18 protein-coding genes are annotated in these 22,214 nt (G+C 71.2%); 16 read left to right on the top strand and 2 right to left on the bottom strand.

Features of this window, described 5'->3' with window-relative positions:
* Nucleotides 1-35: 35 nt before the first annotated feature.
* On the bottom strand, nucleotides 36-572 hold the full coding sequence (locus ACZ5K7_RS03765; RefSeq protein ID WP_351690980.1) for an HNH endonuclease: 537 nt from the start codon (nucleotides 570-572) through the stop codon (nucleotides 36-38).
* Nucleotides 573-921: 349 nt separating this feature from the next.
* Here ACZ5K7_RS03765 and ACZ5K7_RS03770 point away from each other — a divergent pair, with 349 nt between their 5' ends.
* From ACZ5K7_RS03770 to ACZ5K7_RS03825, 12 genes are all read left to right on the top strand, one after another.
* On the top strand, nucleotides 922-2,025 hold the full coding sequence (locus ACZ5K7_RS03770; protein ID WP_351690979.1) for a mechanosensitive ion channel family protein: 1,104 nt from the start codon (nucleotides 922-924) through the stop codon (nucleotides 2,023-2,025).
* 133 nt (nucleotides 2,026-2,158) lie between these two features.
* Nucleotides 2,159-2,779, top strand: coding sequence for a Uma2 family endonuclease (locus ACZ5K7_RS03775; protein WP_351690977.1), 621 nt, complete (start codon nucleotides 2,159-2,161; stop codon nucleotides 2,777-2,779).
* Between the two features lie 276 nt (nucleotides 2,780-3,055).
* Nucleotides 3,056-3,892, top strand: a complete 837-nt coding sequence (locus ACZ5K7_RS03780; RefSeq protein WP_468910058.1) for a hypothetical protein — start codon at nucleotides 3,056-3,058, stop codon at nucleotides 3,890-3,892.
* Between the two features lie 318 nt (nucleotides 3,893-4,210).
* Nucleotides 4,211-5,422, top strand: coding sequence for an ROK family transcriptional regulator (locus tag ACZ5K7_RS03785; protein WP_468910061.1), 1,212 nt, complete (start codon nucleotides 4,211-4,213; stop codon nucleotides 5,420-5,422).
* Between the two features lie 107 nt (nucleotides 5,423-5,529).
* Complete coding sequence (locus ACZ5K7_RS03790) at nucleotides 5,530-6,867, top strand: ABC transporter substrate-binding protein (RefSeq protein ID WP_468910887.1); 1,338 nt, start codon at nucleotides 5,530-5,532, stop codon at nucleotides 6,865-6,867.
* 2 nt (nucleotides 6,868-6,869) lie between these two features.
* Entirely contained in the window at nucleotides 6,870-7,811 is a 942-nt protein-coding gene (locus ACZ5K7_RS03795; RefSeq protein ID WP_468910064.1) for a carbohydrate ABC transporter permease, read from the top strand.
* Between the two features lie 2 nt (nucleotides 7,812-7,813).
* Nucleotides 7,814-8,710, top strand: a complete 897-nt coding sequence (locus ACZ5K7_RS03800; RefSeq protein ID WP_468910066.1) for a carbohydrate ABC transporter permease — start codon at nucleotides 7,814-7,816, stop codon at nucleotides 8,708-8,710.
* Between the two features lie 6 nt (nucleotides 8,711-8,716).
* Nucleotides 8,717-9,985, top strand: a complete 1,269-nt coding sequence (locus tag ACZ5K7_RS03805) for a 6-phospho-beta-glucosidase (protein ID WP_351690967.1) — start codon at nucleotides 8,717-8,719, stop codon at nucleotides 9,983-9,985.
* Nucleotides 9,976-10,947, top strand: a complete 972-nt coding sequence (locus tag ACZ5K7_RS03810) for an N-acetylglucosamine kinase (protein WP_468910069.1) — start codon at nucleotides 9,976-9,978, stop codon at nucleotides 10,945-10,947. The genes ACZ5K7_RS03805 and ACZ5K7_RS03810 overlap by 10 nt, the downstream gene beginning before the upstream one ends.
* 264 nt (nucleotides 10,948-11,211) lie before the next feature.
* Nucleotides 11,212-12,624 (top strand): hypothetical protein, encoded by a 1,413-nt coding sequence (locus tag ACZ5K7_RS03815; protein ID WP_450971623.1) that lies wholly within the window; start codon nucleotides 11,212-11,214, stop codon nucleotides 12,622-12,624.
* Nucleotides 12,625-12,692: 68 nt separating this feature from the next.
* Complete coding sequence (locus ACZ5K7_RS03820; protein ID WP_351692791.1) at nucleotides 12,693-13,679, top strand: glutamate ABC transporter substrate-binding protein; 987 nt, start codon at nucleotides 12,693-12,695, stop codon at nucleotides 13,677-13,679.
* Between the two features lie 45 nt (nucleotides 13,680-13,724).
* Entirely contained in the window at nucleotides 13,725-15,053 is a 1,329-nt protein-coding gene (locus ACZ5K7_RS03825; RefSeq protein WP_468910072.1) for a hypothetical protein, read from the top strand.
* 7 nt (nucleotides 15,054-15,060) lie between these two features.
* On the opposite strand, the gene ACZ5K7_RS03830 is transcribed toward ACZ5K7_RS03825, so the two are convergent.
* The gene (locus ACZ5K7_RS03830; RefSeq protein WP_468910075.1) at nucleotides 15,061-15,420 is read right to left on the bottom strand and encodes a hypothetical protein; all 360 of its coding nucleotides are present in this window, start codon (nucleotides 15,418-15,420) and stop codon (nucleotides 15,061-15,063) included.
* A 10-nt stretch (nucleotides 15,421-15,430) separates the two neighbouring features.
* On the opposite strand from ACZ5K7_RS03830, the gene ACZ5K7_RS03835 reads away from it, so the two are divergent.
* From ACZ5K7_RS03835 to ACZ5K7_RS03850, 4 genes are all read left to right on the top strand, one after another.
* Nucleotides 15,431-17,563 carry a serine/threonine-protein kinase gene (locus ACZ5K7_RS03835; protein ID WP_468910078.1) on the top strand — a complete coding sequence of 711 codons (2,133 nt, stop codon included), beginning with the start codon at nucleotides 15,431-15,433 and terminating at the stop codon, nucleotides 17,561-17,563.
* Complete coding sequence (locus ACZ5K7_RS03840; protein WP_468910081.1) at nucleotides 17,564-18,934, top strand: PP2C family serine/threonine-protein phosphatase; 1,371 nt, start codon at nucleotides 17,564-17,566, stop codon at nucleotides 18,932-18,934. It begins immediately after the preceding gene.
* Between the two features lie 138 nt (nucleotides 18,935-19,072).
* Nucleotides 19,073-20,413, top strand: a complete 1,341-nt coding sequence (locus ACZ5K7_RS03845; protein ID WP_351690957.1) for a vWA domain-containing protein — start codon at nucleotides 19,073-19,075, stop codon at nucleotides 20,411-20,413.
* Between the two features lie 66 nt (nucleotides 20,414-20,479).
* Entirely contained in the window at nucleotides 20,480-22,165 is a 1,686-nt protein-coding gene (locus tag ACZ5K7_RS03850; RefSeq protein WP_468910085.1) for an FHA domain-containing protein, read from the top strand.
* Nucleotides 22,166-22,214 lie beyond the last annotated feature (49 nt).

Raw genomic sequence — 22,214 nt, forward strand, 5'->3', positions numbered from 1 at the left:
CACCCGGGCGCCCGGGTATGCGAAGGCCCGGGTCGTCAGGCGGAGATGCCGTCGATCCGGGCCATGGCGTCGTCCGCGCCGTACGGCTGCAAGTAGGGCAGCCAGCGCGGGTCCCTATGGCCGGTCCCGATGATGCGCCAGGCCAGGCCGGTGGGTGGGGCTGGTTTGTGCCGCAACCGCCAGCCGATCTCGAAGAGATGGCGGTCGGCCTTGACGTGGTTGCAGCGACGGCACGACGCGACCACGTTGTCCCAGACGTGCTGACCCCCGCGACTGCGCGGGATGACGTGGTCGACGCTGGTTGCGACGCCACCGCAGTACATGCACCGGCCCCCGTCGCGCGCGAAGAGCGCCCTTCGGGTGAGCGGAACGGGCCCTCGGTAGGGAACCCGGACGAATCGCTTGAGCCGGACCACGCTGGGTGCGGGGACTGTGACGGTTGCGCTGTGCATATAGGCGCCGGATTCCTCCAAGGCGACTGCCTTGTTCTCCAGGACGAGGACGAGCGCGCGGCGGAGCGGTACGACGCCGAGCGGCTCGTACGACGCGTTGAGGACCAGGACATGCGGCACGGGGGCCTCCTTGGGCGTCGGCGGCGCGTGGCTCGCGCCGGGACGATCTGTGGTCAGTCTCCCCTCTTGGCTGGTGGACGCGCCACCATGTCCGCGTAACGGCCTGGGAGTGTTTTCGACCACACCGCATTCATCCCCCGGATACCCCCCTTTTCAAGCGAGCCTGTTCAACCGGGAGGCCCGCGAAGTGAGCACGGTCTCTCCTTCTCGTATCGGTCGGGCGCACACACGATGCCCCGTTAGTGTGGTGATCCTGCCCGTCCGGTGACCTTTTCGTGACCTTGAACGCCGTACGTGACCGTGAACGCCGTGCCGGAGGGCAGTACCGCACCGCCTGGAGGTACCCGCCGTGTCCTTGCCCGCCGTCCTACTGGCCGCCGGTGCGTCGCCGTCGCCGACCCCCTCGGGGTCGGCCACCCCTGCGGTGCCCACGCTCCAGGACGCCCAGGAGAGCGCCACGAACGCCGCGAGCTGGGTCGAGCAGAACTGGTCGACATGGCTGGCGATAGGTCTGAAGGTACTGCTGATCCTGGTGATCGCGGTGGTCCTCAGAAGGGTCGTGCTGCGGGCGATAACCAAGCTCATCGACCGGATGAACCGGACCGTCGAGTCGGCGGAGGGCACCACTCTCGGCGGGCTGCTGGTCAACGCCGAGCGGCGGCGGCAGCGCTCGCAGGCGATCGGGTCCGTGCTGCGGTCGGTGGCGAGCTTCGTGATCCTGGGCACGGCCGCGCTGACGGTGCTGTCGGCGTTCCAGATCAACCTGGCGCCGCTGCTGGCGTCGGCCGGTGTGGCCGGTGTGGCGATCGGTTTCGGCGCCCGCAACCTGGTCACCGACTTCCTGTCGGGCGTCTTCATGATCCTGGAGGACCAGTACGGCGTCGGCGACTCGATCGACGCGGGGGTCGCCTCCGGCGAGGTGGTCGAGGTCGGCCTGCGGGTGACCAAGCTGCGCGGCGACAGCGGCGAGATCTGGTACGTCCGCAACGGCGAGATCAAGCGCATCGGCAACCTCTCGCAGGGCTGGGCCACGGCCGGCGTCGACGTCACCGTCCGGACCAGCGAGGACCTGGACCGGGTGCGGGCCACCCTGGACGAGGTCGCCGAGAAGATGGCCAAGGAGGAGCCCTGGAACGAGCTGCTGTGGGGCCCGATCCAGATCCTCGGCCTGGACTCCGTCCTCATCGACTCGATGGTGGTCCGCCTCTCCGCCAAGACCATGCCGGGCAAGGCGCTGACCGTGGAGCGCGAGCTGCGCTGGCGGATCAAGCGGGCCTTCGACGAGGCGGACATCCGGATCGTCGGCGGGGTGCCGGTCGCGGTCTCGGAGGACGAGACCCCGGACCCGACGGCGGCCGTGGCGGCACCGTCGGTGTTCTCCAACGCGGACTCGCCGCAGGTGGCGGCGACGGCCCCGATCGCGGCGCAGCGAGGGACGACGGCCGGGAAGTAGCGGAACGGTTCAGCACACTCGTTCGAGTGAACGGTGGGGCATTCCGGCGTCTCACGACGTGCGGGGTGCCCCATCGTTCTGCCGGGGCGCCCGACAGAGGCTTAGCCTGGCTGCAGCGTGAGGAGAACCAGGGATGAGCGCCGAACCGATCATGGAGACGGTCATGACGGAGCAGGACCCCATCGATCTGTTGATCGCGATCGAGGAGGCGTCGGTGGCGCCGATTCGACCCGAGTACGTCGAGGGGACGGTCATCGTGCCGCCGCAACCGAACAACCAGCACAATTCCGGCGCCTTCCAGCTCGCCGTCCAGTTCTTCACGGCGGGGCTCGACTTGGCCGGTATGGGCAACGGCTATCGGGGCGCGCACCAGGACGGCAGCACCATGGCCCTCGTGATCCCGGACTTCTACGTGCTGCGACGCACCCCGACGGAACTCGACGAGGCCTACCGCAAAGCCCACAAAGGCTGGTACCCCATCGACATGATCGCCCTCGTCGGCGAGGTCACGTCAACCAATCACGCGGTCGACACCGGCGCCAAGCTGGCCACGTATGCCGCAGTCGGCATCCCGGTCTACGTCCTCATCGACCGCCACACGAAGACCGCCCACTGCCACACCGACCCCGTCCTCCCCGGCGACGAGCCCACCGAGGCCTACTACAAGACCGACGAGAAGGTGAGCCTCGGCGACCCGCTCCCCCTCCCGGCGCCCTACCCCACCCTCGACACGGCCCCCTTCCGCGGCGACTGAGCGGCCGACCCTCCTCGAGGGATCGTATTCAGTCGCCGTCTCCTGCTCGGTGTCGGGATCCAAGAGCAGGAAGCCGCTGGGAGGGCCCGCTTGACCAGGGGCGACGAAGATCCTGACGGAATCCTGATCACGGAGCGGGGCCTGGCCGGATTCAGATGCTCTTCACAGGTCCCCCGCATTCTCCGCGCGTCACACGGTGATCTAGGGTCACTCCACCACGGGACCTTGTTCTGGAGCGCGAAGTCGCCCGGGGACCCGTTGCGAATGTGGGGATACATGAGAAAGCTCGCCATAGGCGCCGCCCTGTCCGGCGCCCTGGCCCTGGCCGGTCTCGCGGCGCCCGCCGCCTCCGCGGCCACGAGCACGCCCGACCTGAAGTTCACCGACATCACGGTGAACAACGGCAAGGCGATCGTGGTCGGCACCACCAAGTCGGTGAGCGTGCCGGTGACGTACACCCTGACCCGGCCCGTGGACGTGAACGTGAACGACGACTCGTCGTTCGCCGGCGTGATCCTCTACCGCGGCACCCTGAAGTCGTTGCAGAACATCGTCGGCCCCGACGACGACCTGCCCACCTGCACGACGACGGCGACGACGGACACGACCGTCACCGCGAGCTGCTCCGAGAAGATCGTCATCGACCCGGAGGACGGCCTGTTCGAGGCCGCCGACGCCACCACCTGGAAGGCCGGCGGCTTCTACAGCTACTTCGACAGCACCGTCTCGGACGACTTCATCGGCTCCAACTTGGCCAGCGCGATCTGGGGCAACCTCGGCACCGCCAAGGTGCAGCGCGCGGCCAAGCTGACCGCCGACGCCTCCCCGGAGCCGGTGGCCAAGGGCAAGACGATCACCGTCAAGGGCAAGCTGACCCGGGCGGACTGGGACGCGGCCGCGTACAAGGGCTACCAGGGACAGAAGGCCGTCCTGCAGTTCCGCCCCGAGGGCGGCAAGACGTACACGAACGTCAAGGGCATCACCTCCGGCACCGGCGGCGCCCTGTCCACCACGGTGAAGGCGTCGAAGAGCGGCTACTACCGCTACGTCTTCGCGGGTACGACGACCACCGCGGCCGCGACGGCCACGGGTGACTTCATCAAGGTCAAGTAGCACCTGCGGTCGCTTCGCCACAGGGCCCGTCCGGTCTTCCGGGCGGGCCCTTCGCGTGTCCGGGCCCAGGTAACGAGTGGGTTGCCGCCCAGGCGCGCTATTGACGCTCTCCTTCCGGCCCCCTACGTTTTCCAGCCAACAGGAAACTTTCCTAACAGTGATCAACGGATGAGCGATCCGGTGAGTGCTCCGGTGAGCCGTCCGTGCGGGTGATCCGGGCGAGTGTTCCGGGCGAGTGATCCGGGCGGCTCACCCGGGTGGACCGATCACCCAGGTCACTGGGAAACTGAGCGGCTGGAAAGGCAGGTGTCGAACCGCATGGCAGGAACCGCCGGTACGCCGGGCACCCCGCGCGTACTCCGCGCCATGAACGACCGCGCCGCACTGGACCTGCTGCTGGAGCACGGCCCCCTGTCGCGGACCCGGCTCGGCAAGCTCACCGGCCTCTCCAAGCCCACCGCCTCCCAGCTGCTGGCCCGCCTGGAGGCGGCCGGGCTGGTGCTGGCGACCGGCACCAGCGAGGGCCGGCCGGGCCCCAACGCCCAGCTGTACTCGGTGAATCCGGGCGCCGCCCACGCCGCGGGACTCGACGTCAACCCGGCCCGGATCCGGGCCGCCGTCGCCGACGTCACCGGCCGTACCGTCGGCGAGTACGAACTGCCCACCCCGGGGCGACGGTCGGCCCAGTCGGTCGTACGGCAGGTCACCGACGCCCTCGACGGTGCCGTGAAGGCGGCCGGGCTGGCCCGGGACGACGTCCACCGGCTGGTCATCGGCACACCCGGCGCCTTCGACCCCAACACCGGCCGGCTGCGCTACGCCTCGCACCTGCCCGGCTGGCACTCCCCCGCACTGCTCGACGACCTCGCCGCCGCCCTGCCGATGCCGGTCGAGTACGAGAACGACGTCAACCTCGTCGCCATCGCCGAACAGCGGCTCGGCGCGGCCCGCGGCCACGGCGACTTCGTGCTGCTGTGGAACGAGGAGGGCCTCGGCGCCGCCCTGGTCCTCGGCGGCCGGCTGCACCGCGGCTGGACCGGCGGCGCCGGCGAGGTCGGCTTCCTGCCGGTACCGGGCACCCCGCTGGTCCGTCAGGTCACCAAGGCCAACAGCGGCGGTTACCAGGAACTCGCCGGTGCGCAGTCGCTGCCCCGGCTGGCCGGCGAGCTCGGCATCGGGGACCTGCCGGCCGGGTCGCACTCCGAGGTGGCCGCCGCGCTCGTCGCCCGCGCCGCCGATCACGGCAGCGGCCCGCACCACGAACTCCTGCGGACCTACGCGACCCGCCTCGCCACCGGTCTGGCCTCCCTCGTCTCCGTCCTCGACCCCGAACTCGTCGTCCTCAGCGGCACCGTCCTGACCTCCGGCGGCGAAGTGCTGCGCGCCCTGGTCCAGGCCGAGCTGGAGGAACTGGCGGCCGCCCGGCCACGGCTCGTCGTCGGCGACGTCCAGGAACACCCCGTGCTGCGCGGCGCACTGGAGAGTGCGCTCGCGACCACCCGCGACGAGGTCTTCGACACCTCGCGCTGACCCGTACCAGCCCCGCACCGGCCCCTCTCGACCCCCGCACCGGCCCCCTTCAGCCCCGCACCGGCCCCTTCCCTGACCGCCCGCCCTTGGGAGACCCTGCCATGCCCATGCCCTCCGCTGCCCGAAAGACGGCTTTTGCCCTGACCGCCCTGACCGGTTCGCTCGCCCTTCTCACCGCCTGTACCGGCCAGTCCTCCTCCGGCGCCACCGACAACGCCTCCGCGAACACCACCATCAACTTCTGGCACGCCTGGAGCGCGCCGAGCGAGGTCAAGGCCGTCAACGCGCTGATCGCCGGCTTCGAGAAGGCGCACCCCAACATCCACGTCAACGTCGTCGGCAACATGACCGACGACAAGATGAACCAGGCGCTGCGCACCGGCGGCGACAAGGCCCCGGACGTCATCTCGTCCTTCACCACCAACAGCGTGGGCAAGTTCTGCGACTCGGGCGCGCTGGTCGACCTCAACCCCTTCTTCAAGAAGTCGGGCGTCGACCCTGAGACGACGTTCCCGAAGGCGATGAACGAGTACACCCAGTTCGACGGCAACCGCTGCTCGGTGCCGCTGCTCGGGGACGCGTACGGGCTCTACTACAACAAGACGGCGTTCAAGAAGGCCGGCATCACCAGCCCGCCGAAGACCTGGTCCGAATTCAAGGCCGACGCCAAGAAACTGACGATCACCCAGGGCGACAGCTACAAGCAGCTCGGTTTCATGCCGGACTACCACGGCTGGGAGACCACGACCGAGCACTACCTCGGGCAGTTCTCGCCGACGTACTTCGACAGCCAGGGCAAGTCGAACGTCGCCAAGGACCCGGCCTTCGAGAAGTCCTTCACGCTCCAGAAGGACCTCGTCGACACGCTGGGCGGCTACAAGAAGCTGGAGACGTTCCGGGCCACGCTCGGCGACGAATGGGGCCCCAAGCACCCCTTCCAGACCGGCCAGGTCGCCATGCAGCTCGACGGTGAGTGGCGCCTAGGCATGGCCCTGGACGCCAAGCCGAAGTTCGACATAGGCGTCGCCCCGATGCCGGTCCCCGACGACCAGGCAGCCCAGTACGGCAAGGGCTACATCACCGGCACCATCGCCGGCATCGCCGCCACCAGCAAGAAGCAGAACGCGGCCTGGGAGTTCGTGAAGTACATCAGCACCGACACGGACGCGGTGGTGGACTTCTCCAACGCCATCCACAACGTGCCCTCCACGCTGGCCGCCCTGAAGTCGCCGAAGCTGAAGTACGACCCGCGGTTCAAGACGTTCCTGGACATCGCCGCGAACCCGGACTCCACGACAGCACCCGCCTCCGTCAACGGCGGTGTGTACCTGACGACGATCCAGGAGCTCGGTTACGACTACGAGAGCGGCAAGGTCACCGACCTGAAGGCGGGCCTGAAGCAGGCCGCCGCGCAGATCGACACGGACATCGCGCAGGCGAAGTAGCGATGAGCACCATCACCTTGGCGTCGAAGCGCCGGAAGTCGGCGCTGCGCAGTCTCGCCTTCATGTCGCCCTGGCTGATCGGCTTCGCGGTCTTCTTCGCGTATCCGCTGATCTCGACGGTCTATTTCTCGTTCATGCACTACGACGGTTTCAAACCGCCGACGTGGAACGGCACGAAGAACTGGACGTACGTCTTCGAGCACTATCCTTACTTCTGGCCCGCGATGCGCAACACCCTGTGGCTCGTGGTCGTGATGGTCTCGCTCCGGGTCGTCTTCGGCCTCGGCATCGGCATGCTCATCACGAAGATCAAGACGGGTACGGGTGTCTTCCGCACCCTCTTCTACCTGCCCTACCTGGCCCCGCCGGTCGCGGCCACCATGGCCTTCGCCTTCCTCCTCAACCCCGGTACGGGCCCGGTCAACTCGATCCTGGAGAAGATCGGCATCCCGGCTCCGGGCTGGTTCAACGACCCCACCTGGTCCAAGCCGGCGCTGACCCTGCTGGCGCTGTGGGGCATCGGCGACCTGATGGTCATCTTCATGGCCGCGCTGCTCGACGTACCGGCGGAGCAGTACGAGGCGGCGGAACTGGACGGCGCGTCGGCATGGCAGCGTTTCCGGTTCGTGACGCTGCCGAACATCTCACCGATCGTGATGTTCGCGGTCGTCACGGGTGTCATCCAGACGATGCAGTACTACACCCAGCCGCTCATCGCCGGGAAGGTCGCCTCGGGTGTCATCCAGGGCGCGGGTACGCAGTTCGAGCCCGGTTATCCGGAGAAGTCGACGCTCACCCTGCCCCAGCTCGTCTACAACCTCGGTTTCCAGCGCTTCGACTACGGCTCCGCGTGTGTCGTCGCCCTCGTCCTCTTCGTCCTGTCCATGGTGTTCACCGCGTTCCTGATGCGGCGCCGGGGCGGTCTCATCCAGGCAGGTGACTGAACATGGCCCAGGTACTGGACCGGCCGGTGGACGTGACCCCGCAGCCGATGACGTCGGCCGAACGCACCGCCCGCCGCAAGGCGTTGCTGCACTGGGTGGCGGTCCACTCCCTCGGTATCGCCGCCGCCCTCTTCTTCACCCTCCCCTTCGTGTTCGTCTTCCTGACCTCGCTGATGAGCGACAGCCAGGCGCTCAGCCGGGACCTGATCCCGCACACCTGGGAGTGGGGCAACTACCGCAAGGTCTTCGACACCCCCGGCTTCCTGACCTGGTGGAAGAACACGCTGTTCTACGCCGGTCTGGGCACCCTCCTGACCGTCGTCTCCTCGCTGCCGGTGGCGTACGCGCTCGCGAAGTTCCGCTTCCGGGGCCGCAATCTCTCGCTGATGCTGGTGATCTCGATGATGATGCTGCCACCGCAGGTGGTCATCATCCCGATGTACCTGTTCTGGGCGAAGCAGCTCGGTCTGTCCGGCACCCTGTGGCCGCTGATCGTGCCGATGGCGTTCGGCGACGCGTTCTCCATCTTCCTGCTGCGCCAGTTCCTGATGACGATCCCGAACGAGTACCTGGACGCGGCGAAGGTGGACGGCTGCGGGGATCTGCGGACCCTGCTGCGGGTGGTGGTCCCGATGGCGAAACCGGGAATCGCCGCCGTGGCCCTCTTCCAGTTCTTCTACGCCTGGAACGACTACTTCGGACCCCAGATCTACGCCTCGGAGAACCCGGGCGCCTGGACGCTGTCCTACGGCCTGGAGTCGTTCAAGGGCATGCATCACACCGACTGGAATCTCACCATGGCCGCGACCGTACTGGTCATGGCCCCCGTGATCCTCGTGTTCTTCTTCGCCCAGAAGGCGTTCGTCGAGGGCGTCACGCTCACCGGAGTGAAGGGTTAACCACGTATGAAACTCACTGTGGTCGGCGGAGGCTCGACCTACACCCCCGAACTCATCGACGGCTTCGCGCGGCTCAGGGACACCCTGCCCATCGAGGAACTGGTCCTGGTGGACCCGGCCGCCGAACGCCTGGAACTGGTGGGCGGACTGGCCCGCCGTATCTTCGCCAAGCAGGGCCACGACGGCCGTATCGTCACCACCTCCGACCTGGACGCCGGTGTCGAGGGCGCCGACGCGGTGCTGCTCCAGCTGCGCGTCGGCGGTCAGGCGGCCCGGCAGCAGGACGAGACCTGGCCGCTGGAGTGCGGCTGCATCGGCCAGGAGACGACCGGCGCCGGCGGCCTCGCCAAGGCCCTGCGGACCGTCCCCGTCGTCCTGGACATCGCCGAACGCGTCCGCCGGGCCAACCCGAACGCCTGGATCATCGACTTCACCAACCCGGTGGGGATCGTCACCCGCGCCCTGCTGCAGGCCGGGCACCGGGCGGTCGGGCTGTGCAACGTGGCGATCGGCTTCCAGCGGAAGTTCGCGAACCTGCTCGGTGTCACGCCGTCCGAGATCCACCTGGACCACCTCGGCCTCAACCACCTCACCTGGGAGACGGCGGTCCGCCTCGGCGGCCCCGAGGGCGAGAACGTGCTGCCCAAGCTGCTCGGGGAACACGGCGACGTCATCGCCGCCGACCTGAAGCTGCCGGCGGCCCTCCTCGACCGCCTGGGCGGTGTCATCCCGTCCTACTACCTGCGCTACTACTACGCGCACGACGAGGTCGTACGGGAGCTGCGCACCAAGCCGTCCCGCGCCGCCGAAGTGGCCGCGATGGAGAAGCAGCTGCTGGAGATGTACGGCGACCCGGCGCTCGACGAGAAGCCGGAGCTGCTCGCCAAGCGGGGCGGCGCGTACTACTCGGAGGCGGCGGTGGACCTGGCGGCGGCGCTGCTGGGCGGTGCCGGAAACCCCTACCAGGTGGTGAACACCTACAACGGCGGCACGCTCCCCTTCCTCCCCGACGACGCGGTGATCGAGGTGCAGGCGGCGGTCGGCGCGGGCGGACCCGTGCCGCTGTCCGTCCCGGACGCCGACCCGCTCTTCGCCGGCCTGGTGGCGAACGTGACGGCGTACGAGGAGCTGGCGCTGGAGGCGGCGCTGCGCGGCGGCCGCGACCGCGTCTACAAGGCCCTTCTCTCGCATCCCCTCGTCGGCCAGTACGAGTACGCCGAGGCCCTGACCGACCGACTGATCGCGCACAACCGGGAGCACCTCGCGTGGGCCTGACCGCAAGTGTCCTCGCCATCGACGCGGGCAACAGCAAGACCGACGTCGCGGTGGTGGCGGCGGACGGCGAGGTCCTCGCCACCGCCCGCGGCGGCGGCTTCCGGCCGCCGGTGGTGGGCGTGGAGCAGGCCGTGGACGAGGTGGCGGCGGCGGTCGCCGAGGCGTACACCGCCGCCGGCGTCACCTCGGTCGCCCATGTCTTCGCGTGCCTGGCCAACGCCGATCTGCCGGTGGAGGAGGAGCAGTTGGCGGCCGCGCTGGCCGCCCGCGAGTGGGGCGGTTCGGTGACCGTCCGCAACGACACCTTCGCGATCCTGCGGGCGGGCGTGGCCGAGCCCCGGGGCGTGGCCGTGGTGTGCGGGGCGGGCATCAACTGCGTCGGCATGCGCCCCGACGGCCGTACCGCCCGGTTCCCCGCGATAGGGCGTATCTCCGGTGACTGGGGCGGCGGTTGGGGACTGGCCGAGGAGGCGCTCTGGCACGCGGCGCGGGCGGAGGACGGCCGCGGCGGGCCGACGGCCCTGGCCGACACCCTCCCGGCGCACTTCGGGCTGACGTCCATGTACGCGCTGATCGAGGCGCTGCACCTGGAGCACGTCGAGTACGGCCGTCGGCACGAGCTGACGCCGGTGCTGTTCGCGACGGCGGCCGACGGCGACCCGATCGCCCGCTCGGTGGTGGACCGGCTGGCCCAGGAGGTCGCGACGATGGCCACGGTCGCCCTGACCCGCCTCGACCTGCTGGACGAGGAGACGCCGGTGCTGCTGGGAGGCGGCGTGCTGACGGGCGGTCACCCGCAACTGGACGACGGCGTACGGGAGCTGCTGACGGCGCGTGCGCCCAAGGCGGTACCGAGAGTGGTGACGGCGCGGCCGGTACTGGGGGCGGCGCTGCTGGGGCTGGACGCGGTGGGGGCGGGGGTGGCTGTGCAGGGGAGGGTGCGGTCGTACTTCGAGGGGTGACCCGGGGCCCGGGCGGGGGGGCAGCTGGATGGTTACGGCTGGGGCAGCGCCCCTTCAGGGGCGCGGGGAACTGCGCGTTCGGCCCCCACCCGCCCGCGCCCCGAACACAACCGGTTCACCCCTCCGGAACCGAACCGATTCCCCCGGCGTATTCATGGGCAGGGGTTCCGCTGCGATCGGATCAAGATCCAGTGACGGCCGGTGCCGAATGTCAGTCCGGGCAGCGATACTGGGCGGCGACCGGATGACCATGGGGGAGGTCAAGTGACACACCCGCCGACGAAGAGCGCGGCACCGCCAGGAGCAGGCACCGCCCTGCCCGCACAGCGGGCCGGCTCCCCCGCGCCCGAGGCAACGCCCCCGCGCCGCAGCGCCTTCGCGGAGGGCGTCGAGCAGGTGCGCGCCGCCGTCACCACCGAGCCCGGCCGGCTCCGGCTCATCGGCGCGATCCTGGCCGTCCTGATCGTCGCCTTCGGTGCCGTCACCGCCTGGCAGATGACCGACCGCGCGGCCGCCGCCGACGACGTGCTGCACCGCAGCCAGCCGCTCAGCTCGGGCGCGGCCGACATCTACCGTTCGCTGGCGGACGCCAACACCGCGGCCTCCAGCGGCTTCCTGGCGGGCGGCCAGGAAACGGCGGCCTCCCGCGCGCGGTACGAGAAGGACATCCAGACCGCCGCCGCCAAACTCGTCACCGCCGCCGCCAACTCCGAGCCCGGTTCCCCCTCCGAGGCGGCCGTGGCGAAACTGAACAAGCTGCTCCCTGAGTACAAGGGGCTCGTCGAGCGGGCCAGCGTCTACAACCGGCAGGGCTACCCGGTCGGCGGCGCCTATCTGCGATACGCGAACGAGAAGATGCAGAAGGAGATGCTCCCGGCGGCGGAGGATCTCTACACGAAGGAGAACGCGCGGCTGTCGTCCGACTACGCGGACGCGACCCCGTACCCGTGGGCGGCGATAGTCCTCGGCCTCCTCGCCCTCGCCGCGCTCGCCTGGGCCCAGTTGCGCCACTACCGCCGTACCAACCGGCTGCTCAACCACGGCCTGGTGGCGGCCTCCGCGGCCACCGTCGTCACGCTGTTGTGGCTGGTCGTCGGCCACACCTTCGCCCGCGCCGGCCTGGACGGCTCCTACGACCACGGCGTCCGCTCGCTGAACGTGCTGCACGACGCCCGGATCGCCTCCCTGAAGGCCCGCGGGAACGAGAACCTCAGCCTGGTCGCGCGGGGCGCGGAGACGGTCACGGTCGACGGCGAGACGTACGACGCGTACTACTACGACTTCGACCAGGACATGGCCGCCCTCGGCAAGGGCCTCACCCAGGCCGCGGCGCTCGCCGACGACTCGGCGGGCAGCAAGCCCGTGCAGGCGGCCGAGGGGAACATGAAGGTGTGGAAGGAGCGGCACGCCGACGCCCGCGCCGAGGACGAGAACGGCGACTACCAGGCGGCGCTGGACAAGGTGATCGGCGCCGACGGCGCGACCGCCGAGTGCTTCGACAGCGTCGACACGAACCTGAAGAACGCTCTGGCCCACGAGGAGTCCGAGTTCCAGGAGCGGGCAACCGACGGGCGGGACGCGATGTCCGGGCTGCCGATCGGTGCCGCCATGCTGGGTGTGGCGGCGGCGTCGGGCGCACTGTTCGGCATCGGGCGCAGGCTTTCGGAGTACCGGTGAGAGGGGGCGTGGCGGTGTTCGTGCAGAGGGTGCGGGCCTCCCTGCGCGGCTGGGGCGGAGTGGGCGCGATGGCGGTCGGCTGCGCTCTGGCGCTGGCGTTCGTCCTGCTGCTGCCTCTCACCCAGTCCGCCGGGGGGAGCGGTACGGGCGAGGGGCTCGGCGGTCCGGGACTGGCCACCGCCAGCCCGGCGAAGGCCGGCAACTGTGTCGACTCGCAGGCGCAGAACGAGACCTGGTCGCCGTCGAGCGCGGACGGTACGACGATCGACGCCATCAAGGCCCGGACCGGCGCCAAGCGGAAGCTGATCGTCGGTGTGGACCAGAACAGTTACCGCTGGGGCTACCGCAATCCGAACAACTCGGCCGCGGAGCTGGAGGGTTTCGACATCGACCTGGTGCACCGGATCGCCCAGGACATCCTCGGCGACCCGAACGCGGTGCAGTTCAAGGCGATCCCGACCAGCCAGCGGATAACGGCGATCCAGGACGGCCGCGTCGACATGGTCGTCCGCACGATGACCATCAACTGCAAACGGCTCGACGATGTCGCGTTCTCCGCGCCGTACTTCAAGACGGGGCAGCAGGTCCTCGCCCCCAAGTCGTCGACGATCACCGGCTACAACGACACACTGGCGCACAAGAAGATCTGCACGGCGACCGGTTCGACGGCGTACACGAAGCTGGACGCCGACAAGAAGTCCGGGAAGCTGGCCGCCTCGGCGGACATCTCCACCACCGTCGCCAACCAACTCGACTGCCTGGTGCGGCTGCAGCTCGGCGAGGTCGACGCGGTGGTCACCGACGGCGCGCTGGCCGCCAGCCAGGCCGCGCAGGATCCGACGGTCGAGCTGAAGGGCGCCGCCTTCACGACCGAGTACTACGGCGTGGCGATGAAGCAGGGTGCGACCGATCTGGTACGCCGGGTCAATCACATTCTGGTCGACTACCGGGACGACGGCTGGCAGGCGTCGTACGACAAGTGGCTGTCGGCGACACTGGGAGCGGACTCGGCGGCGTCGAAACCGCCCGTGCCGCAGTACCTGCGCACAAGCTGACCCGCATCCGAGGGCCGGTCCCGACAAGCAAGCGAGAGGTGATCGATGGGCGTCACGGACCCCGCCGGGCCGGTGATGGACCGGGACGAGGTGGACCGTGCGCTGGCGCGGCTCGGCGCGGAGCACGAGGCGATCGAGACCTCGCTGCTCGCCCTGCAGGACCACGCGGGCCGCAGGCTCCTCGAAGGCGCCGAGCTGACCGGGACCACCCGGGTGCGGTGGACGACCGCCGACGCGTCGATCACCCTGCTGTGGGCGTACTTCGACGCGTACACGGACGCGTTGCGCAGCGCCCGGGAGATCAGGGCGCGGCGCCGCTGGTCCAGCCGGGAGGACCTGGTGGAGCTGACCGAGCTGCTGCGCGGCGAGTCGGTGACGGTGGCGGGCAGCGCCACGGCGACGGCGAACGCGCCGACGCTGCTGTCGGCGGCCGGCCGGCTCAGCGAGCGCTTCTCGCTGGTGACCCTGGTCGACCGGATGAACGAGCTGTACGCGACCTCGCTGGACATGGTCGTCACCGCCGACGCGGTGTGGTCGGCGCTGCCCGCGCGGATCGATTTACTCGCCGCCGAGCTGCAGCGCACCCGCAAGCTGGCGCACTCCGTCGGGGTGCGTCCGGGCGAGCACCCGGCGGGTGACGACCTGGAGCGGATCACCCGCATACTGACGAAGCTGCGCGAGGACGTCGTGTCGGACCCGCTGGGCTTCTGGGTTCCGGCGCAGGGGAGTTCGGCGCCGGGCGGCGGCCGGCCGGACACCACGGTGTACGACCGGGAGGCGCGGGCGCTGGAGGAGGTGCGGCGGGAGATCGACGCCGTGCTGACGGTACGGCAGGACGCGGAGGCCCGGCTGATCAGGCTGCGGGACGTGCTGTCCCGTGCGGATCGCACCCTCGCCGAGGCGCGCACCGCGCGCGGCGAGGTGCTGGCGAAGATCGCGGCGACCGAGGTGCCGGTGGTCAGCGGCCCGCCGACCGTGCTCCAGGAGCAGCTGGCGGCGGCCGCCGAGTACCGCAGAACGGCCCAGTGGCACCGACTGTCGCCGCTCCTGGAGTCCCTGGAGCAGAAGGCGGAGGACGAACTGCTGCGCGCGCGTGAGTCGTTGACGGCGGTCACCGCGCCGCTGGCGGTACGCGCGGAGCTGCGCGGCCGGCTGGACGCGTACAAGGCGAAGGTGGCCCGGCACGGGCTGGCGGAGGATCCGTTCCTGATCGAGCGGTACGACGCGGCCCGGCGGATGTTGTGGAGCGCGCCCTGTGACCTGCGGGTGGCGGAGCAGGCGGTGCTGCGCTATCAGCAGGCGGCGGCCGAGGCGCTGGCCGCGCCGCGGGTGCCGCAGCAGAGCGGGCCCGAGGATCGTAGGGGAGAGCAGTAGCCATGAGTCAGGCGGGACAGGCGTGCCAGCGGCCGGGCTGCGAGGGGATGTACGAGGACGTCGGCGGCGGTGAGCTGTACTGCGACACCTGCGGTCTGGCCCCGGTCGTCTCGGCCAGCGGGATGGTCGGCTCGCCGCCCACCGGGATCACGGTCGGCGGCCGGTCCTCCGCGAGCAGCGGGAGTTCGCGCTCCAGCAGCCGCAGCTCGCGTACGTCGTCGCAGTCGTCGAAGTCGCGGCGCTCGGTCTCCGGGCGGCTCTCGCGGTCCCTGTCGGGCAAGTCGACGGACCGTTCGGTGTCGGTGCGCAGTTCCGGTTCGTCGGCGAGCGGGTCGGCGCGCAGCCGGCTGGGCGCGGGGCTGGTCACGGTCCCGCAGGTGCCGAAGCCGGACCCGCGCGAGATGGTCCTGGAGAACCCCGAGGTGCCCGAGCGGAAGCGGTTCTGCTCGCGCTCGGACTGCGGGGCGCCGGTGGGCCGGGGGCGGGGTGACCGGCCGGGCCGGACGGAGGGGTTCTGCACGAAGTGCGGCAACCCGTACTCGTTCGTGCCGAAGCTGAAGGCCGGGGACGTCGTGCACGGCCAGTACGAGGTCGTGGGCTGTATCGCACACGGTGGTCTGGGCTGGATCTACCTGGCCGTGGACCGGGCGGTGTCCGACCGCTGGGTGGTGCTCAAGGGCCTGCTCGACACCGGCGACCAGGACGCGATGGCCGCCGCGATCTCCGAGCGGCGGTTCCTCGCGGAGATCGAGCACGCCAACATCGTGCGGATCTACAACTTCGTGGAGCATCTGGACCAGCGCACCGGCTCCCTCGACGGCTACATCGTCATGGAGTACGTCGGCGGCAAGTCCCTCAAGGAGATCGCCAACGACCGGCGTACCCCGGAGGGCCGCCGGGATCCGCTGCCGGTGGAGCAGGCCTGCGCCTACGGCATCGAGGCGCTCGAAGCCCTCGGTCATCTGCACAGCCGCAACCTGCTGTACTGCGACTTCAAGGTCGACAACGCCATCCAGACCGAGGACCAGCTCAAGCTGATCGACATGGGCGCGGTGCGCCGCATGGACGACGACGAGTCGGCGATCTACGGCACGGTCGGCTACCAGGCCCCGGAGGTCGCCGAGGTCGGTCCGTCGGTCGCCTCCGACCTCTACACGGTCGGCCGCACCCTCGCGGTCCTCACCTTCGACTTCCAGGGGTACACGACCGTCTTCGTGGACTCGCTGCCCGACCCGGACAACATCGAGGTGTTCCGGCAGTACGAGTCGTTCTACCGGCTGCTGGTCCGGGCCACCGATCCCGACCCGGCCCGCCGGTTCGCCTCCGCGCAGGAGATGGCCGAGCAGCTGACGGGCGTGCTGCGCGAGGTCGTGTCGGTGCAGACCGGCAAGGCCCGGCCGGCGCTGTCGACGCTGTTCGGGCCCGAGGTCAAGGTCACGGACACGGAGCTGTTCCCGAAGCTGGCCGGGGACGTGTCCCGGCTCGGAGGGCGGGCGGTGGCCTCCAGAACGCTCGCGCTGGACCCGTCGGGAGCGGCCCCGGACCCGGCCGACCCCGCCCTGGTCAGGCCGATCGCCACGCCGGCCGCCGCACTCGCCCTGCCGGTCCCGCTGGTCGACCAGAGCGACCCGAACGCCGGGTTCCTGGCGGGCCTGATGATGACCTCGGCGCCGGGCGAGCTGCTCGGGGCGCTGGCCGCCGCGCCGGCGCAGACCGTGGAGACCCAGCTGCGCCAGGTCCGGGCCCGGCTGGAGAGCGGCGACCGGGATCCCGCCCTGGCCGCGCTGGGCGAGCTGGAGGAGGAGCGGCCCGACGACTGGCGGGTGGTCTGGTACCGGGGTGTGGCCGCCCTGGTCACCGGCGACTTCGAGGGCGCCGCGCTGTCCTTCGACGCGATCTACGACGCCTTCCCCGGCGAGACCGCGCCCAAGCTGGCGCTCGGCCTGTGCGCGGAGGTGCTCGGGCAGCTGGACAACGCGGCCGAGTACTACCGGCTGGTGTGGGCGACCGACCCGGGCTTCGTGAGCTCCGCCTTCGGCCTGGCCCGGGTGCAGCTGGCGGCCGGGGAGCGGCGCGGTGCGGTGCGTACGCTGGAGTCGGTGCCGGAGGCGTCGATCCACTACACGGCGGCCCGGGTGGCGGCCGTACGGGCGCGGCTGCGGCACCGGACCGCGACGCCCGACGACACGCCGTTCCTGGACGACCTGACGGCCGCCGCCGGGCAGATCGAGGCGCTGGACGCGTACGGTCTGGATCCGGCGCGGCGCGAGCAGTTGTCGGCGGAAGTCCTCGGCTGCGCGCTGGACTGGATACTCTCCGGAGGCCAGGACGCCCAGCCCGCCGCCGGCGGCGGTGGCCGGGTGCTGCTGGGCAGCGGTCTGGACGAGCGGGGCCTCCGCTTCGGCCTGGAGCGCTCGTACCGCACGCTGGCCAGACTGGCGACCGGCGGTGAGGAGAGGATCGACCTGGTGGAACGGGCCAACCGTTACCGCCCCCGGACGTGGGTGTAGTTGATGTCGCAGATGCCCCAGCAGGCCGCACCGGCGAAGTGCCCGAGCTGCGCGGAGCCGCTCGAATCGGGTGACCTGTTCTGTGGTGCGTGCGGGTACGACCTGTCGGCCGTGCCCGCCGAGCCGCAGGACCACCCGACCCTCACCATGGGCGCTTCCGGCGTGGCCTGGCCACCGCCCGAGCCGGACAACTCCGGGCCGCCGTCGGCTCCGCATCTGCCGACGGATCTGCCCGGCACGGACTCGGGCGGCAAGCCGCTGCCGGGTTCGCCGCCGCACGGCTCGCCGGTGTCGCCGGCCTCCGGGGTGCGTTTCGACCGGCCGCCGGAGCCCGACGACGACTACGCGCTCCAGGCGCCGGACCCGCGGGTGGCCGCCTCCGCCACGGAGACCGCCGAGACCGCCGGGACCGCCGGGACCGCCGAGAACACGGAGTCCGCCGAGACCACCGAGCTGCCGAAGGTCTGTGTGGCCTGCCGGGCGGGCCGGGTCGACGGCGACGGCTACTGCGAGAACTGCGGGCACGCCCAGCCGCGCGAGCGCGACCACATGGAGCAGGAGACGGGCCCGGTGGCCGCCGTCAGCGACCGCGGGCTGCGCCACCACCGCAACGAGGACGCGTTCACCGTCGGCCGTACCGCGCTGCCCGACGGCACCCCGGCGGTGCTCGCGGTCGTCTGCGACGGTGTCTCCTCGGCGACCCGCCCCGACGAGGCCTCGCTGGCCGCCTCCCGGGCCGCGATCGAGGCGCTGCTGGCCGCGCTGCCGCAGGGCACGCATCCGCAGGCGGCGATGCACGAGGCGATCGTCGTCGCCTCCCAGGCCGTCAACGCGCTCGCCGAGGAGCCTCCGGCGGCCCGCGAGCACAGCCCGCACCAGAACGCCCCGGCGTGCACGATCGTCGCCTCGATCGTCACCGCGGGGCTGCTGGTGGTCGGCTGGGTCGGCGACAGCCGCGCCTACTGGGTGCCGGTGGACCGCGGCGCACCGCCGGCCCGGCTCACCGAGGACGACTCCTGGGCGGCACAGATGGTGGCCGCGGGGCTGATGAGCGAGGCCGAGGCGTACGCCGACGAGCGCGCGCACGCGATCACCGGCTGGCTCGGCGCGGACGCCTACGAACTGGAGCCGCACACCGCTTCCTTCAAGCCGGACCGGCCTGGTGTGGTGGTGGTGTGCACGGACGGCCTGTGGAACTACGCGGAGTCGGCCGAGGAGATGTCCGAGGTCGTCCCCGCCGACGCGGCCCTGCGGCCGCTGCACGCGGCCCGGGTCCTGGTCGGCCACGCCCTGGACGGCGGGGGCCACGACAACGTAACAGTGGCGCTGCTCCCGTTCCCGGCGCCGCCGCAGGGGGCAGGATCCGCCTGAGGCCGCGCAAAACGGCCGTAAACGGGGATTCGGGAGCGGGCACGGGGCAGTACAGGGAAGCACCGGCGGACCGGAGGGGACCGGTCCGCACATCGTCAGCACCCACCACGCGTGGGGTGGAGGGGGACCAGAGCAGTCATGGCCAATTTCTCGAAGTCGAACGTGCCGCAGTTCTCGGTGGACGTGTACCAGAACGAGTACCTGCCGGACGGCGGCCGCGAGGTCAACGCGATCGTCACGGTGACCTCGACCGGCGGTGGCACCGTCGGGAGCGTGGTCGGGCCGTCGTACGCACCCGGGCAGGGGCCGGCCGCCGGGGTGGCGATCATGGTCGACTGCTCGGGCTCGATGGACTACCCGCCGACCAAGATGCGCAACGCCCGGGACGCCACGGCGGCCGCGATCGACACCCTGCGCGACGGTACCCACTTCGCGGTGATCGGCGGCACGCACGTCGCCAAGGAGGTCTACCCGGGCGAGGGCCGGCTCGCGGTGGCCGACCGCACCACCCGGGACCAGGCCAAGCAGGCGCTGCGCAGGCTGAGCGCGGGCGGCGGCACGGCGATCGGGACCTGGCTGCGGCTGGCCGACCGGTTGCTGTCCTCGGCGGACGTCGCGATCCGGCACGGCATCCTGCTGACCGACGGCCGCAACGAGCACGAGTCGCCGGAGGACCTCAAGGCCGCGCTGGACTCCTGTGCCGGACGGTTCACCTGTGACGCCCGTGGCGTGGGAACCGACTGGGAAGTGAAAGAAGTCACAGGGATAGCCTCCGCGCTCCTCGGCACCGCCGACATCGTCGCCGACCCCACGGGTCTGGCCGCGGACTTCACGCAGATGATGGAGACGGCGATGGGCAAGGAGGTCGCGGACGTCGCGCTGCGGCTGTGGACTCCGGTCGGCACGACCATCAAGTTCGTCAAGCAAGTGGCGCCCACGGTCGTGGAGTTGACCGACCGCCGCACCGAGGCCGGACCGCGTGCCGGGGACTATCCGACCGGCTCCTGGGGTGACGAGTCCCGGGACTACCACGTCTGCGTGGAGGTCCCGACGGCCGGTCTCGGCCAGGAAATGCTCGCCGCCCGGGTGTCTTTGGTGGTCCCGCAGTCCGACGGCAGCGTCCAGAACCTGGGCGCACAGGGGCTGGTCAGGGCGGTGTGGACGGACGACATGGTCGCCTCGACCTCCATCAACCCCCAAGTCGCCCACTACACCGGCCAGGCCGAACTGGCACAAGCCATCCAACAAGGGCTGGATCTCCGCAAAGCGGGCGATATGGATGGAGCAACGGCCAAACTGGGCCGGGCCGTTCAGCTCGCCAGCGCCTCCGGGAACGCGGATACTGCGAAACTGCTTGCGAAGGTGGTGGACGTGGTCGACGCCTCGACAGGTACTGTGCGATTGAAAGCGAAGGTTGCGGAGGCCGACGAGATGACTCTCGAAACACGGTCCACAAAGACTGTTCGTGTAAAGAAGTGACCTAGCAGCACACGCAGGCCACCCAGACAGGCTCAGGACGAACCTGACAGAGAGGGAACCACCGACATGCCGACCTGCCCGAACGGACACCAGTCGGGTTCCGACGACTGGTGCGAGGTGTGCGGTCACCGCATGGCCGGTGCCGTGCCCCCGCCGCCTCCGCCCCCGCCGACCGCCGGCGGCTACGGCTTTCCGCCCCCCGTGCCCGGCGCCCCGGCCGGCGGCCCCGCCGGTGGAGGCCGGCATCTGTCCGCCGTGCCGAACGCGCACGAGCCGGAGCTGTGCCCGCAGTGCCGTACGCCCCGGGAGGGCGGTGCGCCGTTCTGCGAGGAGTGCCGCTGGAACTTCCTGACCAACACGGCCACCTCGTACACCCCGGCCGCCCCGCGCCCGCCCGCGGGCGGCGGCCCGGCCGCGCCGACCTTCCGGCCGCCGACCCCGCCGTCGTACGGCGGCAACACCGACTCGTACGAGTACCAGGGCTCGCGTCCCTCCCAGATGAACCGTCCGGCCGAGCCGATCCCCTCCTTCGGCAGCGAGCCCTCGGGCCCGACCCCGTTCGCGAACGAACGCGGCGGTGGCCCGTCGGGCCCCCCGGCACCCCCGGCCTTCGGCGGCGACCGCGGCGGCCAGTCCGGCCCGCCCGCGTTCGGCGGCGACCGCGGCCAGTCAGGACCCCCGGCGTTCGGCGGCGACCCCTCGGCCCCGCCCGCTCCCCCGGCGTTCGGCGGCGACCGCGGCGGCCAGTCCGGGCCGCCCGGAGCCTCGGCCTTCGGCAACGAGCGCGGCCAGTCAGGACCGCCCGCCTTCGGGGGCGACCGCGGCCAGTCCGGGCCTTCGGGGTTCGGCGGCGACCGCGGTCAGTCCGGGCCGCCGCCCTTCGGTGGTGAGCGTGGTCCTTCGGCTCCGCCCCCGTCGTTCGGAGGCGCTCCGGGGCAGAACGCCGGCGGCCCGTCCGCGTTCGGCGGCGCCCCCGGGCCCGGCCAGGCCTCCGGCCCCTTCACCCGCGACCCCTCCGGCGGCCCGGCCGCCGGTCCCTTCGGCGGCGGGGACCCGTCCCGGCCGCCGGTCCCGCCGCCGCCCGGCGGTCCCGGCGGGACCACCGGTGGCGCTCCCGGGGCCTTCCAGCAGTCGGCCCCACCCGCGCCTCCCGGCTACCCGCAGGAGACCGGCAGGCCCCCGGCCGGCGGCCCGTCCTTCGGCGGCGCCGACGACGACTGGGTGATCTCCCCGCCGGCGGCCGGCCCCGGCGGCCCCGCCGCCGCGGGCGCCCGCTCCGGCGGCTACGGCTATCCGCAGCCCGCCGCCCCGGCCGGTCCCGGCTTCCCGCAGGCCCCGCAGGGCCCGGCGACCTGGACGGCGACGATCGGTCCGGACCGCGATTACTTCATGGCGATGATGCAGCGCTCGGGCCCGGAGGCGGCCGGCCTCAACCTGCCCGCGTACTCACCCGAGCAGCAGCGCACGCTCGCCGGCAACCAGGTCACCATCGGCCGCCGCCGGCACTCCACCGGTGACACCCCCGACATCGACCTGTCGGTGCCGCCGGAGGACCCGGGCGTCTCGCACCAGCACGCGGTCCTGGTCCAGCAGCCGGACGGCAGCTGGGCGGTCGTCGACCAGAACTCGACGAACGGCACGACGGTGAACGGCGGCGAGGAGCCCATCCAGCCGTTCGTCCCGGTGCCGTTGCGGGACGGGGACCGGGTGCATGTGGGGGCCTGGACGACGATCACGGTGCGACGGGGCTGAGCGGTAGCGCCCCTTGAGGGGCGCGGGGCCCTGTCGATATGCGGCCCTG

Source organism: Streptomyces sp. NPDC031497 (assembly GCF_055580905.1).